The sequence below is a fragment of the Natronobeatus ordinarius genome, assembly GCF_024362485.1.
Lineage (GTDB): Archaea > Halobacteriota > Halobacteria > Halobacteriales > Natrialbaceae > Natronobeatus > Natronobeatus ordinarius.
On sequence record NZ_CP101456.1, the window covers coordinates 2,788,141 to 2,804,928 of the forward strand.

Here is a 16,788-nt window from a genome sequence, read left to right on the forward strand (position 1 = left end):
CTCGAAAGGATGGGCTCGAAAGGAGTGGTCTTACACCGGGGTCAGTCCGCCGACGGCGCGACCGACTCGAGCGTGGCTTCGGGGACAGTTCCGTCGTCCGTGAGTCCACGGGCGTCGTAGTACTCCGCGACGGCGTCCTCGAGGTCCGGAATCTCGTACGGCAGGTCGTCTGCCTCCCGATCGAAGCCGCGCTGGTTGTTGAAGTGACGTTCTAAGAGCACCGTCCGTTCGCCCACGGCGAGCAGCTCCTCGAGTGAGGCGTCGAACAGCGTCTCGAGCCGGTCGTCGGTGACGTAGTCGCTGCCGAACGCACAGACGATGCCGGTGTCGCGGAAGGCGTTGCGCTCTTCCTGCTCGACGAGCGTCTCGGCTTTCCCCAGGGTGCCCTCCGGGTCGAGCTGGCCAGCGTACTCGAGGCTGAGCATGCTCGCGTACATGTGGTCCGCACCGCGATTGGCGACGGCGTAGGACAGGCCCTGGCCGTGGAGAACGCGGCCGTCGTGAGCGGCGAACTCCATGCCCTTGACGGTGTAGTTGTCTACCCCGAGTTCCTCGTGACAGCGGTCGACGCCCTCGGCGAGCGTGTCGCCGATCTCCTCGCGGTAGGCGATCTGCTCGGTCACCTCCTGGGCGAGTTCCGCGTCCCCGAACGCGTCCTCGCTCGCGAGGTAGGCCGCGACCGTCACCCCGGCCGAGATGGTGTCCATACCGAGCTGGTCACAGAGTTCGTTGGCTTTCATCACGTCGACGACGTCGCCGACGCCCTGGACCGATCCGAAGGCGTAGACGGTCTCGAACTCCGGCCCCTCGGTCTCGATGCCTTCCGCCTCGTCGCGGGTGGGGAGTTTACAGGCGTAGGCGCAGGCCGAACAGGCCCCTTTCTTGTACTTTTTCTCCTCGACGGCGTTCCCGCCGATCGCATCGGCGTGTTCGAACTCGTACTCCTCGAAGTAGCGCGTCGGGAGCGCGAAGTTGTCGTTGATGAACTCCGTGCCGCCGGTGGTCCCCTGCCGGCGCATCAGATCGTCCGACTCGGCGGCCTCGCGGTGAATGTCCATCTCCGGCGGGTTCGGGATCTCGACGGGCGGCTCGGCGTCCCCGGAGAAGGTAACGCACTTGACGTTCTTCGAGCCCAGCACGGCCCCGAGCCCGCCGCGACCGAACGCCCTCGAGTCGAACGTCATCACCGAGGCGAATCGGACGAGGTTCTCCCCCGCCGGGCCGATGGCGATGCAGTGTTCGGGGCCGAGGCCCCGAGTCTCGGCTACGTGCTCAGAAACGTCGGAGACGAGCGCGCCCTCGAGGTCGGGTACCTCCTCGAACTCGACATCGTCGTCAGTGACGTGGATCGCCAGGGGAACGTCGCTCTCGCCGACGAGCTCGAGGACGGAGATGCCGGTCTCAACGAAGTTCCGCGAGAGGTAGCCGCCGGCGTTCGTCGAGACCAGCCCGTCGGTCAGCGGCGAGAGGCCGGTCATGTTCATCCGCCCGGTAAAGGACATCTGACTCTGCTGGAGCGGCCCCGTCGAGAGGTACGCTCGGTTTGCCGGACCGAACGGGTCGGCGTCGAACGGGATTCGATCGTGGGCGAGCGCCGTCGCGAGCGCTCGGCCGCCGACGGTCTCCTCGAGCAGGTCGTCGATCTCGGTCCTGGTCGCCGTTCGCTCACCGACGTCGACGGTGAGCAGTGGGCCCTTCGCGTGGAGCATACCCGGGAGTTACCCACGAACTGACTTAGCTCTGATCGACGGGCGACGTCGGCGGTCAATCGAACTGCCGAATTGAAAGGATACGAACGGGCTCAGATCAGCGCGCGTCCTCGAGCGCCTCGAGCGCGTCGGGGTTCTCGAGACTCGAGAGGTCACCGAGGTCCTCGCCGGTGTAGGCGGCCTCGATGGCCCGGCGGATGATCTTGCCCGACTGGGTCTTCGGGAAGGCGTCGACGAAGAGGATCTCGCGCGGGCGGAACGGTTTGCCGTGTTCTTCGCCGATCTGTTCGCGCAGTTCCTCGCGGAGGTCGTCCGACGCGTCCTCGCCGTCCTCGAGGATGACGTAGGCGACGACTGCGGTGCCGGTGGTATCGTCGGGGACGCCGACGGCGGCGGCCTGGTTGACCGCCTCGTGGTCGATCAGCACGCCTTCGATCTCGGCGGGGCCGACCTTCCGGCCGGCGACGTTCAGCGCGTCGTCGGCGCGACCGTGAAGGAACCAGAAGCCGTCCTCGTCTTTCTGAGCCCAGTCGCCGTGGTCCCACATGTCCTCGAACGTCGACCAGTACTCCTCGAGGTAGCGTTCGTCGCCCGACCAGAGCGACTTGGTCATCGACGGACAGGAGTCCTTGGCGACGAGGAAGCCTCGCTCGTGGTCGTCTTTGACCGACTCACCGGCGTGGTCGACGACGTCGATGTCCATCCCGAGGCCGGGGCCGCCGAGCGTGCAGGGTTTGAGTGGCTGGGTCGGCATCGGCATCAGGAAGCAGCCACAGATCTCGGTCCCACCGGAGATGTTGACGATCGGAGCCTCGCCGCCGCCGACGTGCTCGTAGAACCACTCCCAGGACTCGGGATCCCACGGTTCGCCCGTCGAGCCGAGGATCCGCAGTGAGGAGAGGTCGTGGCCCTCGACCCACTCGTCGCCGTGCTTTCGCAGGGCCCGGATAGCGGTGGGGGAGATGCCGAACTGCGTGATCGAGTGACGGTCGATCATTTCCCAGAACCGGTCGGGCTGGGGGTAGTCCGGCGCGCCCTCGTACATGAAGATCGTTCCGCCGAAGGTGTGGTTCCCGATGAGCGTCCACGGCCCCATCATCCAGCCGATGTCTGACACCCAGAAGAAGCGGTCGGCGGGTTTGACGTCGAAGCCGAAGTGCAGTTCCTTGGCACACTGCAACTGGACGCCCGCGTGAGTGTGCACGATTCCCTTCGGCTTGCCCGTCGTCCCCGAGGAGTAGAGCAGCATCGACTCCTGGTCCGACGGCAGAGATTTCGTCTCGTAGGCGTCGTCGGCGGACTCGACGGCGTCGTCCCACCACTCGTCGCGCTCGTCGTTCCAGGGCACCGCCAGATCCGAGTGCTCGTCGCTTGCGCCGAGGCGGTCGAAGACGATCGTGTGCTCGACGTGACCCGCCTCCTCGATCGCCTCGTCGGCGGCGTCTTTGAGGGTGATGGGGCTGGCCCGGCGGTAGAAACCGTCGCCGGTAAAGAGGACCGAACACTCGCTGTCCTCGATCCGGGTCGCCGTCGCCTCGACGCCGAAGCCGGAGAAGATGGGAACGGCGATCGCGCCGACTTTGAAACAGCCGTAGAGGATCGAGACGACCTCGGGCACCATCGGCATGTAGAGCCCGACGGTGTCGCCGGTCCCGACGCCGCGCTCTTCCAGCGCGTTGGCCACCTTGTTCGCCTGGCGGTGCAGTTCGTGGTAGGTAACCTCTCGAACCTCGCCGTCTTCGCCCTCCCAGATGGTGGCGACCGTGTTCCGCGTCGGGGACTCGAGGGCGGCGTGGCGATCGAGAACGTTGTGCGCGATGTTGAGCTCGCCGCCGGGGTACCAGTCGGTGAACTGCGGTCCCTCGCTGTCGTCGCGTACCTCGTCGTAGGCTTCGTAGAACTCGATCTCGAGGTAGTCGACTAGTTCGTCCCAGAACCAGTCGACGCCGCTCTCGCCGTCCCCCAGCTCCGTCGTCGTCCGTTCGATCAACTCGTCGTAGTCGTCGATGCCGTGTGCTTCCATGAACGCGTAGACGTTCGTCGATTCCACGAACTCGCGCGACGGTTCGTGCACTACCCGATCAATCAGATCGTGCTCCATGGTATACCACACCGTTTAACAGCCCGTGAGAAGTAAGTTATTGATTCCATCTAGACGATCGACGGAACGGACGAGACGGCACACTCGAGCGGGCGAACGCTCGACGGCGGACACTCGAGAACCGGCCGGTCGGCGGCCGGAGGAGGTGAGTCAGTCCTTTCGTTTCACCACGTCGCCGAGCGTGTAGCTCCCGGTCGAGGAGCCCCCACTCCACTCGGCGTCGTCGTCGGCGCCAGCCCCGCCGGTGAGACTCACGTCGAGGTGTCGCTCGAGTTTCGACTGGACACTGTCGCTCGGGAGCGTCTCGCCGCGCTCGAGTTTGCGGATGAGACTCGCTTTCTCGTTGAGTTCGTTGGCGAGGTCGGACTGGCTGAGCCCTTTCTTCTCGCGGGCGCGACGGATACGATCGTCGTAGTCCGGCGCGATCTCGTCCATCTCGTCGAACATGTCCCGCCGGCGCGAGCCGCCGGAACGCGAGGAACCGGTCGCTCCCCCACTCGAAGACGAGGATCCACTGGCGGCCGAGCCGCCGGAACTCGAGGACGTCGAGTACTTCGTGGACGTACTCGAGGTCGAACCCGGGGTCTTCACCTCGGTGCCGAATCCGGTACAGTTGGAACAGACCTGCAGCTTCGCACCTTCGACCTTGATGGTCGTCGGGGACGACGTCTCCGCACCACACATCTCACACTGAACCATGTGCGACCCTATATCGTGACAGTTGATAAAGGATGCGGGGGTTCCAACTCACTCGGCATCGGGACGGGCCGCTACTCGAGCGATTCGATCCGTTTCGGAGGTCGGCCCGATCGAGGACGTTCGAGAGACCGGCTCACTCGAGGATGTCGCCGACGCGCCGGGGTTCGCCGCGCAGGTCCGGCCCCTTCTCGACGATCTTCAGCACCTCGTGGTCGGTCACGTCGTGGTAGCGCTTGCCAGTCGCCTCCTCGATAAGTTCCCGCTCGAGGCGAAACTCGGTTCCTTCGTACACGACGTCGACGCCGTCGTCGTCGAACGCGAGGGTCGTCATGACTGGGCGTACGCATCGGCCGGTGAAAAACGGGACGGCTTCGATCGCTGGCGACGGGTCGGATCGTCGTCGGTCGAGGATGCGGTAAATCGGCGTTGGTCGAGGGCGCGACGAATCGGCGTTGGTCGAAGACACGGTGGATCGTCGTCATTCGTCCGTCTGCCACCCGTCAGACGGTCGCGCGGGGTTTATTACGCGGGCGTCGTATCGATTCGAGTGTGGCGATCAGCAGGGATCCACTCGGTGAACTCGTCGTTCCGGCCGGCACCGAAGCGCAGGAACGCGACCTCGTGACCGACGGCGACGTCTTCGTCGGCGGTCGCTCGAGCGTCGAGTTCGGCGTGCGTGGCCGAAACGTCTTCGCGGGCGAGGGAGCACGCTTTGCGGGTGACATCGAAGCGGCGGGCGACTGTCGACTCGACGTCCTGTGTGACGTCGACGGGAACGTCCTGGTCGGCGAGGACGCTTACATCGGCGAGCGAGTGCACGTCTCCGGCGAGTTGCGCGTGGCCGGCGACCTCGACATCGGCGACGACGTCGAGGTCGAGGAGGGATTCGAGGCCAACGGCTGGATCGTCATCCGAAATCCGATGCCGACGGTGATCTTCCTGTTCGTCTACCTCAAACACTTACTGCTCGTTGGGGAGGACGACACCGCCCGGGAACTGCTCTCGGAAGTCCTCGAGGACGAGAACGAGGAGGAAGATGGGCCCGAGCCGCTCGTGATCCCGGCGAACGCGACGGTCACCGACGACGCCTGGCGCGTCTCGACCCCCGCCCGGATCGGCGACGTCTGTCGCCTCTACGGGAACGTCCGCGCCGAGACGATCGACGTCGGTTCAGCGTGCAACGTCTTCGGTAGCTTGCGCGCCCGTGGCGACGTGACGATCGGCGACGGAACGCGAATCCACGGCGACGTGACGACGCGAGACGGCTCGGTCGTCCTCGGCGAGAGTGCCCGCGTCCTCGGGGACGTCTCCTGTGACGACCTCGAACTGGGCCCCGACGCCGAGGTGGACGGGACGATCAGGGCCGACGGCACGGTGACGATGCAGACGGGCGAACGCGACCTCGAGTGAGAGTTCGGGAGTCGCCGACGAGCCACACGGACCTCAAGCAGTTTCCTCCGACGAGCCACACGGGCCTCCGGCAGTTTCCACCGGCGATTTTCACCCACATACTTAATAGTCACAGTTGCGATAGAGTGACACGATCATGGTGAAAGAGAGCACACTGCAAAGCCGGTGGAGGGTATGCGCTCCGTCGTCCTGACGAAAGGCGTCCCCGACTTCTCAGAGGGGGCCGTCTCGTTCGACGAGGACGGCCACTTAGAGCGGGGTAAGACGCCGACGGTGATGAATCCGAACGACGCGTTCGCGCTCGAGGCGGCCCTCCAGACGAGGGTCCGCCACGGCGGCCACGTGAGCGTGATGAGCATGGGGCCGCCGGGCTACAAGTCGGTGCTCGGCGAGGCGATGGAGGCCGTGTACGCCGACGACCTCTACTTGCTCTCCGATCGCGAGTGTGCGGCCGCCGACACCTGGGCGACCGCGATCACGCTCAGTTCGGCCCTCGAAAAGTACGGAGATGAGATCGCCGACGTCGACCTGCTGTTCGCCGGCTTCAAGACGGCCGACGGCGAGACCGGCCAGACTGGGCCGCAGACGGCCTGGGGGCTCGAGTGGCCGATCGTCACGCACGTCATCGCCCTCGACGTCGATCCCGAAGCACGTACGCTGCGTGCCAAACGGCTGGTGGAGGGCGACGTCGACGAGATCGAGACGGTCGAGGCGCCGTTGCCCTGCGCCGTCGTTCCCGATCCGGAGTTCTCGCCCACCTACCGGAAGGCCTCCCACCGCCTCGAGCACAAGCGCCTGCGCGCGGAGACCCAGGAACGTGCCGAGGAGTACGAGGAGTACCTGACGTCGTGGGACCACGTCGATATGAACCTCGACCCCGACTACATCGGGCTCTCCGGCTCGCCGACGATCGTCTCGTCGGTCGATCCGATCCCGAAAGCGCCCTCCGAACGGGAGGCGACGATGGTCGATCCGACCGACGAGGAGGGGATGGCCGAGGTACTCGAGGAACTGCAGCCGTTCGCGGGGGGTGATTGAACCATGGTAGATCCCGAAGCACACACGGTCGACGAACTGATCGAAGCGCTCGACACGATCGACGACGTGGACGAACTGAACTCGGTCCTCGAGGCCGAGCGGGCCGGTCAGGACCGCAAGACGGCCCGCGAGGCGATCGAGACGCGACTCGAGACGGTCCGCGAGGGAGACGGCGTCGAGGAGGGGACCGAGACAGAAGGTGAGTACGAGGAGACGCGTGAGGACGTCGGGGAGGAGGCGGAGGGTGACGAGGTCGACGAAGCGGAAGGAGTGGAAGCCGAAGACGAAGAGCCCGAGGAAGATGAAGACGAGGAGGCAGAAGAAGCGGAGGAAGAAGACGAAGAAGCGGAGGAAGAAGACGACGGCCTCTCACATCCCACCCGCGACAAGAAGCACGTCCGTGCGCTCCAGGGCGGCCACTACGAGGACATGTGGGTCTACTGTGAGACTCAGCAGGGCGAGCTGCTCGATGTCTCGAAGGAGATGCTTGGGAAGGCCCGCGAGTTGATGGACGAGTACGCCACGGAGTTCGAGGAGGAGAACGTCGTGGCTGTCCTCGTCGGCGACGACATGGCGGAACTCGCCGAGGAGTGCATTGCGTACGGGGCCGACGTGGCCGTCTACCACGACGACCCCCGACTCGAGCGATTCCTGCACGAGCCCTACACCGAGATCGTCGCGGCGATGGCCCGCGGGCAGGGCTCGGCCGAGAGCACCGACTGGCGCGAGTACGACGAGCCCCGCTACTTCCTCTACCCCGCGACGAACAACGGCCGGGACCTCTCCGCACAGGTACAGGCCGAACTCGACTCCGGGCTCGCCTCGGACTGTTCGGGCCTGTTCATCCAAGAAGAGCGGGTCTCGAACCCCGTGAAGACGGGTGAGCCGGGCGTCAAGAAGACGTTCGAGCGCGTCCTGCACATGAAACGACCCGACTTCTCCGGGTTCGAGTACTCGACGATCCTCTGTCTGGACAACCCCGACCGGGACTTCCACCCGCAGGGCTGTTCGGTTATCCCGGGCAGTTTCGAGCCGATCGATCCCGACCCCGAGCGCGAGGGGCTCGTCGTCGAACACGACATGGACCTCGACGAGGAGTGGTTCCGCGTCGAGGTCACCGAGTGGGATCAACTCGAGGCGGGCGTCGACCTCACCGGACACGAGGTGATCGTCTGCCTCGGCCGGGGGATCGGCGACGACCCGACCCTCGGGATGGAGCTTGGCCTGGATCTCGTCGACGCCTTCGAGGACGCCGAACTCGGCATCACTCGAGGGATCGTCACCTCCTCGTACCAGTTCGACGGCCACGTCGAGCGGTACTCGAAGGAGGAGCGCCAGATCGGCGAGACGGGACAGGTGGTCGCCCCGGACCTCTACATCGCCGCTGGCGTCTCCGGTGCGGTCCAGCACAAGGTCGGGATGGACGAGTCGGAGACGATCGTCGCGATCAACACCGACCCCGAGGCCCGGATCCGGGACTTCAGCGACTACTTCCTCGAGGGCGACCTCTTCGAGGTGCTCCCGCAGCTGACCGAGGCGGTCGAATCAGGGGAGATCGAACTCGAGGCCGTCGCCGACGGAGGTGACGACTGATGGCGGCGACTCAGGCGGAAGGTGACGGTGAGTACGAACACTACGAGGCGATCGTCGTCGGCTGTGGCCCCGGCGGTGCGGCCGCTGCCGCGCGGCTGGCCGACCACGGCATCGAGACGCTCGTGCTCGAGCGAGGCGTCGAGGCCGGCTCGAAGAACGTCTCCGGCGGGTTGATCTACGCCGAGAACTCGGCCCCATACACGATCGACGACCTGTTTCCCGGCTTCCGCGAGGCGGCGGCCGAACGCCCGGTGACTGACTACTACATCCACAACGTCGCCGGGAACAAGGTCAAAACGTACGACCTCACCGACCTCCACGAGCACGACACCGACTGGTGTGACGCCGTGCTTCGGCGGGAAATGGACGCCTGGCTCGAGGAGCGCGTCCACGAGAAGACGAGCGAGACCGGCGGCGGCGTCCTCACGAACGTTCGGGTGAACGGGCTTCTCCGGGAGAACGGCGAGATCGTCGGGGTGACCTGTGACGAACTGGATCCGATCACAGCGGACCTCATCGTCGCCGCCGACGGCGTCAACTCCGAACTCGCCCGCGACGCCGGCCTGATGGACTGGGAAGAGCCCGAGGAGTGGTTCCAGGGCGTGAAGGCGGTCGTCGAGATGGACCCCGAGACGGTCAACGACCGCTTCTCGATCGGCGACGACGAGGGCGTCGCCCACCTGTTCTCGGGTGACCTCTTCCAGGACGTCCGCGGCGGGGGCTTTCTCTACACCAACGAGGAGTCACTGTCGATTGGGACGGTGTTTCACCTCGACAGCCTCGTCGAACAGCGGGCCGAGCCCCACGAACTGCTTAACGCGCTGCTCACCCACCCGCTGCTCGCGGGCTGGCTCGGCGAGGAGTACGACGAACGCGAGTACGCCGCGAAGCTGGTGCCGGACTCGAAGAAGATCGCCCACCGCGAACCCTACCGCGATCGGCTCGTCCTCGTCGGCGACGCCGGCGGCCAGATGCAGGCGCAGGGACCGATCATCAAGGGGATGAATCACGCGGTGACGGCGGGTGCCCTCGCCGCGGACGCCTTCGCCGTCACGCGCGGGAATGCCGACCCCGAAGCCGTCGGCCGCCGGTACGCGTCGATGCTCGAGGAGTCTGGGACGATGGGCAAACTCCGGCCACGACGGTACGAACTCGCCCGGACGGTGGGCGAACGCGATACCGTCACGAAGGTCGTCGAGGGCGTGTTGAACTCTCCGATCGGGAGCGTCGCGATCGGCAATCCCGTCGCCGACTGGGCACTGAAGCGGGCGTACAACTCCCCCTTGCTCGTCTCGATGCTCCCCGATACGCGCACGGGCTACGTGACGGTTCCGTCGATCGTCGGCGAGAAACACGGCCGGACGATCCACTGGGAGAGCCCGGTAGAGCCGCCGGAGCTCGTCGATCGGATCGGCGACCTCACCTACGACACCGACGTCGGCAACCCGCACATCCGGCTGCGCGACGAGTCGTTCGAGGCCAGCGGGGCGGCGGTCTACGCCTGCCCCGTCAGTGCCGAGGACTTCGGCGGCGGCTGCTACCGCGCTGAAACGGTCAAAACCAACGGCAGCGAGGAGACGCTCGTCAGCCTCGACACCCAACCCTGCGTCGAGTGTGGCACCTGCGCCATCGTCGCCGATACCGAGTGGGAACACCCCCGCGGCGGCAAAGGTGTCGAGTACCGAAGCGGCTGATGTGGCTAGCCGACGTGGCGCACGTGAAGCCACAACAATCGAGTGTATGAGCCGATACGGCCCGCGCATCGCCGCCCTCGAGCGTCGCGCCGAACGCGATCGTGCGTCGTTCGATGCCGATCTCGACAATGGGAAAGCGGCCGAACGCTACGACGATGGGGAAGCAGCCGAACGGTACCTCCGGGACGGGGCCGGCCAGGCGATCTGGCTCTACGTCGAGGCCCGGACCGGCGGCCGACTGGTTCCGTTCTCGGACGCCGAATTCGAGGCGCTCGAGGGCGCCATGAACACCTGGCTCGAGCTGTACGCGCGGAGTTACGGCGTCGACCTCGAGGCCGACTTCACGCTTCGGGAGGCGGCAGAGCTGTTGCTCGAGACGCGGAACGTCCACGATACGGCGCAGCTGCTCACCGGTATTCCTGGCCGGTAACCCGTTCGAAATCTGGTGGCGGCCGTCGACGCGGCCGTGTCGTCACACCCCCTACGTTTCCGACGTTTCCAACGTTCTCGAGTGGACGACGATGTTGGGGAACGCATATCAGTAGTCCCCCACCCCACGTTTCCGACGTAGTGGTGAGCGGGAGGGTGGGTGGAGTGGAAGGAGATCTCGACGGTGGATTTATTGAATGAGGGCGGTCGTATCATCGACCAGCCACCTGCTGATGAGTGATCGAACCGTCCGTCGAGGACGATCAACCGACCGACTCCAGAACGGGTTCGCTCGACCGCTCCTTTCGACTGGACCGTCAGTCCAAAACGAAGAAACACTTCGCTTTATTCACAAAACGAAGTGAGCTTAATGGGCGATACTCAGATCAAGTACTTAACCTAACTGGTTCAAGAATATGAACCAAAATCAGAGCGGACAGTGGAAATCAGGTTGATACGAGGGAGTTGATACGACGGAAGTATGGGGTGTCGACTGCCGTTTCCGTCCGGTTCTCGAGTATCTGGCCGATCCGATCGAATCACTGTCAGCAACTGCCCGGCGATCCACCAGAGATCCATCGGCAATACGTCGGAAATCCGGGGTGGGTGCGCGATGATGCGGAGTGGGGCGCAATGAATTTCGGAGTGGGTAACGAGCGGTGCGGTGAGGGGGAAGTGACGAACCAGCGGTTGGGCCACCGAACTCGCTGCCACTAACGCGTCATTCGGAGGTGTCTGTACCTGTCTGCCGCCATATGTCTGGGACTGTTCGACCCCACGTCAGAGGCTGTTCGGCCCCATGTGTCTCGGGCACATACGTCGGAAATCAGGTTAACCTCAAACTGGTTTGATATCTGGGATACAGCCCTCTAGGTCCGGAGAAACAAGCGAATTACGTCGGAAACATGGGGCGGTCGAGGTCACCAGATTTATATCATCGGAGGCGAGAGACCCTGCACGCTAGATGTCTCCCGATTCGTCGTCCGACTCAGTTACCGACCCGCTCTTCGAGTCAGGTCACCGGATTTTTGCGAACAAGGATCTGCTCAAAATCGGTCACGTCCCGGAGGCAGATCGCATCGTCGGCCGGGACGACGAGATCGCCAAGCTCGCCAAGCGGCTGAACGGTGCCGTTCATGGCTACTCCCCCGAGAACGTCATGATCTACGGCAAGACCGGCGCCGGGAAGTCACTCGTCTCCCGGCACGTCTGCCAGCGTGCGAAAAATGCCGCTCGAGACGACGTCGAGATCGGGACAGCCTACATCGACTGTGCCGAGGACAACACCGAGACGCAGGCGATCTCCTCGCTCGCGGCGAAATTGAACGACGAGGTCGCCACCGACGTCTCCGTCCCGTACACGGGATTGAGCACGTCGAAGTACTACAAACTCCTCTGGGACGTCCTCGACGCACAGTTCGACTCCGTCATCATCATCCTCGACGAGATCGACCTGATGACCGACAACAACCTGCTGATGAAACTCTCGCGGGCGGAGGAAGCCGGCAAGATCGAGTGTAGCATTGGGATCATCGCGATCAGCAACAAGATTCAGTACGTCGACAACCTGAACGAACGGATCAAGAGCAGTTTTCAACATCAGGAGCTGCTGTTCAAACCGTACGACGCGAACCAGCTTCGCGAGATCATGTACAACCGCGAGGACGCCTTCCAGGAGGGTGTGCTTTCGGACGACGTGATCCCGCTGTCGGCTGCCTTCGCGGCCCAGGAACACGGCGACGCCCGGAAGGCGATCGACATTCTCCGCCACGCGGGCGAAGTCGCCTCCGAGGACGGGGCGGAGACGGTCCGAGAGGAACACGTCCGTCAGGCCCAACAACACGCCGAGAAAGATCGGTTTCGCGAACTCGTTCACGGGGCGCCCACGCAGGCGAAAGCCGCACTGCTCGCGCTCACCGAACTCACGATCACCTCACAGGACGACGCCTTCCTCACGAGCAAAGTCTACGACCAGTACGAGCGCATCTGCGAGCACGTCGACATCGACGTCCTCTCCGTCCGACGGTTCCGGGATATCCTGAAAGAGCAGGCCTTTCTCGGCGTCGTCGAAATCGAGAAGATCAACAAAGGCAGCGCCGGCGGCATCCACCTCCAGAACCGACTGATCGAGGACCCGGACGTCGTTCGCGAGACGATCCTCGAGGATAACCGGATGGAAAACTGGGTCGACCGTTCTCGGTGAATTCAGGCCGATAGCGACTCAAGCAGAGACGATAGCGACTGGGACGATAGCGGCGGCGAAAACGACGGAAACCCGGGGTGGGACTGTCCCGTTGGGAAGCCCACACTCGGCCGAACGCGGGTGGGCAATCGACCTCCCAGAACGTCGGAAACCCGGGGTGGGCCCATCCCGCCGCTATAGCAGTCGTTGAACGGCAGTGCACAGTCGATCACGAACGTCCGTACAGCCCACGTCCGCTCTATAGTAACCGTTGAAAGTCATCACACACCCGGTCACGACCGTCGGTGGTCAGCCTCGGCAACGAGGCCAAGGCTGACCGCTCGGCTGTGACCGGGTATAAATCGTTTCAACGAGTACCATAGCCCAACGAGGCCCTCCACAGACGACGGACGAAACGACGGAAACCAGGGGTGTACGCGCCGGGAACTGGAGACGTACAGCTGAAACTGCAGCCGTACGACGGAAACGCGGGGTCAGGTGGTCACGGCTGCCACAATTCGACTTTCGTGCTCATCCGGGTGTGACCGAGCAGCCTACGTTAATCCGCGAGTGGCCGTCGAGTCTCACGGTGAGTGAGCCAAACTGACTCGACGGGCGTCACGCTCGTGTGTTCGTCTCGTCATCCCGAGCCTCAGCCAGGATTCGGTGTGCGTAGAACGCGACCGAAAAATCCTGCGGGCTGGGGATCGCACAGGCGAGCCAGCCGGCGACCGCCAGCGTCACGACGAGGTCGTCGCTCGAGAGATAGCCACTGACGCCGAGTCCAAGGACCGGGAGCGCGAGCGTTAGTGGCATCAGCGCAGCGAGCCGAAGAACCCAGGGCGGCTCCCGGCCCGTCGGCTGTGGACGAACTCGCGCCCATCGCGTGCTCGCGAGGGCGCCGACGACGCCGTCAGTTCGGTCGGGGAGGTACTCGAGAGCGTGGTCGACGTCGGCGACCGTGAGAACCAGCGCGTGAGACCACTCGTGTGCGACTAGCCCGACCCCCACGGCGAAAACGACAGCGAATCCGGCGAGGACCACTTCGAGCTCGGTCATCTCTCACTACTCGAGGTGTCGAACGCGGCTCACTAACGGCTCGTCCTTCACCCGTTGCGCTATTATGGTGGTCGTCGAAACGAGTTGTACTCGATCACAGCCGAGCGACCAGTCTCGGTGCCGGTGCCGTGGCTGACCGCGGCCGTTCGTGATCGGCTGTGGACCGCACGAATTCTCGAGAAGGGTGTCTACAACAGTTAAATACTGTGAGGTGCTATCATGGACCATGTCCACGAGTGAGGAGCTCTCGTTCGGCCACGAGGACCGCAGGCGGATCTACGAGTACGTCGAGCGCCACGGGGCGGCCGACGCGGACGAGGTGAGAGACCGACTGCGGATCGATCCAGGTGGATTTCGTCACCACGTCGCGATTCTCAAACGCGACGGGCGACTTGAGGACGAAGATGGTTCACTTCGGGTGACGATCGACGCCGGAGCCAAGGAGGAGTACGTCACCGAGGACCTCGAGTTCCACATTCGCCCGGCCAGGCAGGAGGATCTCGGGGGGATCGTCGGCGCGATTCGTCAGGTTGCCGAAGAGAAAACCTACATCGTCGCCGAGAGCGTCGCCGACGAGATCGATCACCAGGACGCCCTGTTGCGCAACAACGAACTCGAGTCACGGATGTTCTTCGTCGCCACGGTCGGTGACGAGGTCGTCGGCTGGGTCCATCTCCACTCGCCGGAACTCGACAAACTGAGCCACACCGCCGAACTCACCGTCGGCGTCATCGAGGAGTACCGCGGCCACGACATCGGCTCGCACCTCCTCTCGCGGGGCCTCGAGTGGGCCGGCTCGAACGGCTACGAGAAGGTGTACAACAGCGTCCCATCGACGAACGAGGACGCGATCACCTTCCTCGAAAAACACGGCTGGGAGATCGAGGCCGTCCGCGAGGACCACTACAAGCTCAACGGCGACTACGTCGACGAAGTGATGATGGCACTCGAGCTCTGACCGGAGTTGCCTCGCCGTCGCGTGACGACCGCCACCGCCACGTGACTCGTCTTGGCGGTCGAACGCTGTGCGGTGTTGGATCCCCATACCCCGCGAATCGAAAGACAGTTTTCCCAACGCGGGTTACCCCGTGGCATGCTCTCGATTGCACTTGCCGGGAAGCCGAACGCCGGCAAGTCTACTCTTTACACGGCGGCGACGATGGCCGAGGTCGACGTCGCGAACTACCCCTTTACGACCATCGACGCAAACCGCGGCGTGAGCTACGTCCGCACCGACTGCCCCTGCCTCGAGCGCGACGAACGCTGTACCAGCGAGAACTGCCGGGACGGCAAGCGGTACGTCCCCATCGAACTGCTCGACGTCGCCGGCCTCGTCCCCGGTGCCCACGAGGGGAAGGGGCTGGGCAACCAGTTCCTCGACGAACTCACCAACGCCGACGTCATCGTCAACGTGATCGACGCCTCCGGTGGGACGAACGCGAAGGGCGAACCCGTCGAGCTCGGCGAGCACGACCCCCTCGAGGACGTCGACTTCGTCGAAGAAGAGATGGACCTCTGGCTCGCAGGCATCGTCGAGCGAAACTGGGAGTCCGTGGAGCGTAAGTCCCGTTCGCCCGACTTCGATCTCGACGACGTGCTCGCGGACATGCTCACCGGCTTCGGCGCGACGCCGGTCGACGTCGCGACGATCCTCCGCGACCTCGAGTACCCCGACGATCCGATCCAGTGGGAGGACGAGCACCGCGAGGCGCTCGCCCGGGACGTCCGCCGGCGGACGAAGCCGATCGTCGTCGCCGCGAACAAGATCGACGTCGCCCCCGCCGAAAACGTCGAGCGCCTGCTCGAGCTCGACAAACCCGTGATCCCGACCACCGCCGAGGGCGAGCTCGCGCTCCGACGGGCCGCGGAGGCCGACCTCGTGGACTACGACCCCGGCGACGCCGCCTTCGAGATCACGGGCGACGTCAGCGACGCCCAGCGCGAGGCGCTCGAGGGGCTCGGCGAGGCGATCGGCCAGTGGGACGGCACCGGCGTCCAGGCCGCCTTCGACCACGCCGTCTACGAGTTGCTCGAGTACGTCACCGTCTACCCCGTCGAGGACGCCTCGAAGTGGTCCGACGGCAGCGGGAACGTCCTCCCCGACGCCTTCCTCTTACCCGAGGGATCGACCCCGCGAGACCTCGCTTACGCCGTCCACTCCGACATCGGTGACGGCTACCTCCACGCCGTCGACGCGCGTTCGTCTCGAGAGATTTCGGACAGCTACGAACTCGAGGAGGGCGACGTGATCAAGATCGTGAGTACTAATTGAAAAACACTGTCACAGAAGACCTCATACTGTTTGGAGCACCCTGATAGACGAGCGTACTTCGACTCATTCTAGTGGCTGTGCGTAATCGACTTGCTTCGGCTGGAAGTCCGTATCGCGGTAGAAACGGCGTGCGCCCTCGTTTTGCCACTCGCAGGAGACTTTGAGATGATCACATCCCCGCTCGCGAGCGAGTTCTTTCACACGCTCGATAACCGCCGTGCCGTGGCCTCGACTCCGGTCGTCTTCGTCGATAGCGATGTTCACGATGCGAAGGTACTTCGAGTACTGCCGGGAGGGGTGGCGACCCTCGCAAAGCGTGAGGAAGCCGATCGTCTCGCCCTCGTGAACGATGAGGTAGTCCGTGACGTCCTCGTCGTCGAGGTGAGCGCGGAAGCCGTCGTCGGAGACCTCGTGAACGTCCGCGTAGACGAGTTCGTTCAACTCGGAGTACTCCTCCATCCTCTTTGCGAGGTCGTACCAGCGTTCGACGAGCGCATCGAGGTCGTCTGCGGTGGCTTCCACGAGTTCCATACGGTGATTCCTCAACGCTCGTTTGTTAGGCTTCGGTCAGTGTGTTGTATTATGACACGCGCCTCCGCTGC

At 64.3% G+C, this 16,788-nt stretch carries 14 protein-coding genes; 8 read left to right on the forward strand and 6 right to left on the reverse strand.

The window, feature by feature from the left end; genetic code table 11:
* Positions 1-41: 41 nt before the first annotated feature.
* The 4 genes from NMQ09_RS14250 to NMQ09_RS14265 all read right to left on the reverse strand — a co-directional run bounded on the left by NMQ09_RS14250 (position 42) and on the right by NMQ09_RS14265 (position 4,840).
* Entirely contained in the window at positions 42-1,709 is a 1,668-nt protein-coding gene (locus NMQ09_RS14250) for an aldehyde ferredoxin oxidoreductase C-terminal domain-containing protein (protein ID WP_255191245.1), read from the reverse strand.
* Positions 1,710-1,806: 97 nt separating this feature from the next.
* Positions 1,807-3,810, reverse strand: a complete 2,004-nt coding sequence (locus tag NMQ09_RS14255) for an AMP-binding protein (RefSeq protein ID WP_255191246.1) — start codon at positions 3,808-3,810, stop codon at positions 1,807-1,809.
* A gap of 150 nt (positions 3,811-3,960) precedes the next feature.
* A complete protein-coding gene (locus tag NMQ09_RS14260; RefSeq protein WP_345781267.1) occupies positions 3,961-4,509 on the reverse strand; it encodes a multiprotein bridging factor aMBF1 in 549 nt (182 codons plus the stop codon).
* A gap of 133 nt (positions 4,510-4,642) precedes the next feature.
* Positions 4,643-4,840 (reverse strand): DUF5800 family protein, encoded by a 198-nt coding sequence (locus NMQ09_RS14265; protein WP_255191247.1) that lies wholly within the window; start codon positions 4,838-4,840, stop codon positions 4,643-4,645.
* A gap of 218 nt (positions 4,841-5,058) precedes the next feature.
* Between NMQ09_RS14265 and NMQ09_RS14270 the strand changes: the two genes are divergently transcribed.
* From NMQ09_RS14270 to NMQ09_RS14295, 6 genes are all read left to right on the forward strand, one after another.
* On the forward strand, positions 5,059-5,919 hold the full coding sequence (locus NMQ09_RS14270; protein WP_255191248.1) for a polymer-forming cytoskeletal protein: 861 nt from the start codon (positions 5,059-5,061) through the stop codon (positions 5,917-5,919).
* Between the two features lie 174 nt (positions 5,920-6,093).
* On the forward strand, positions 6,094-6,957 hold the full coding sequence (locus tag NMQ09_RS14275) for an electron transfer flavoprotein subunit beta/FixA family protein (protein ID WP_255191249.1): 864 nt from the start codon (positions 6,094-6,096) through the stop codon (positions 6,955-6,957).
* Positions 6,958-6,960: 3 nt separating this feature from the next.
* A complete protein-coding gene (locus NMQ09_RS14280; RefSeq protein WP_255191250.1) occupies positions 6,961-8,550 on the forward strand; it encodes an electron transfer flavoprotein subunit alpha/FixB family protein in 1,590 nt (529 codons plus the stop codon).
* Positions 8,550-10,244, forward strand: coding sequence for an FAD-dependent monooxygenase (locus tag NMQ09_RS14285; protein ID WP_255191251.1), 1,695 nt, complete (start codon positions 8,550-8,552; stop codon positions 10,242-10,244). The genes NMQ09_RS14280 and NMQ09_RS14285 overlap by 1 nt, the downstream gene beginning before the upstream one ends.
* A 46-nt stretch (positions 10,245-10,290) precedes the next feature.
* Positions 10,291-10,674, forward strand: a complete 384-nt coding sequence (locus NMQ09_RS14290) for a DUF8055 family protein (protein WP_255191252.1) — start codon at positions 10,291-10,293, stop codon at positions 10,672-10,674.
* Positions 10,675-11,637: 963 nt separating this feature from the next.
* A complete protein-coding gene (locus NMQ09_RS14295; RefSeq protein ID WP_255191253.1) occupies positions 11,638-12,876 on the forward strand; it encodes an orc1/cdc6 family replication initiation protein in 1,239 nt (412 codons plus the stop codon).
* Between the two features lie 597 nt (positions 12,877-13,473).
* Here the strand turns inward: NMQ09_RS14295 and NMQ09_RS14300 are convergent.
* Positions 13,474-13,914 carry a hypothetical protein gene (locus NMQ09_RS14300; RefSeq protein ID WP_255191254.1) on the reverse strand — a complete coding sequence of 147 codons (441 nt, stop codon included), beginning with the start codon at positions 13,912-13,914 and terminating at the stop codon, positions 13,474-13,476.
* A 226-nt stretch (positions 13,915-14,140) separates the two neighbouring features.
* On the opposite strand from NMQ09_RS14300, the gene NMQ09_RS14305 reads away from it, so the two are divergent.
* Both NMQ09_RS14305 and NMQ09_RS14310 read left to right on the forward strand, forming a co-directional pair.
* Positions 14,141-14,872, forward strand: coding sequence for a bifunctional helix-turn-helix transcriptional regulator/GNAT family N-acetyltransferase (locus tag NMQ09_RS14305; RefSeq protein ID WP_255191255.1), 732 nt, complete (start codon positions 14,141-14,143; stop codon positions 14,870-14,872).
* A gap of 135 nt (positions 14,873-15,007) precedes the next feature.
* Positions 15,008-16,186, forward strand: a complete 1,179-nt coding sequence (locus NMQ09_RS14310) for a redox-regulated ATPase YchF (RefSeq protein WP_255191256.1) — start codon at positions 15,008-15,010, stop codon at positions 16,184-16,186.
* A 63-nt stretch (positions 16,187-16,249) separates the two neighbouring features.
* Here NMQ09_RS14310 and NMQ09_RS14315 read toward each other — a convergent pair whose 3' ends face one another.
* Entirely contained in the window at positions 16,250-16,717 is a 468-nt protein-coding gene (locus tag NMQ09_RS14315) for a GNAT family N-acetyltransferase (protein ID WP_255191257.1), read from the reverse strand.
* Positions 16,718-16,788 lie beyond the last annotated feature (71 nt).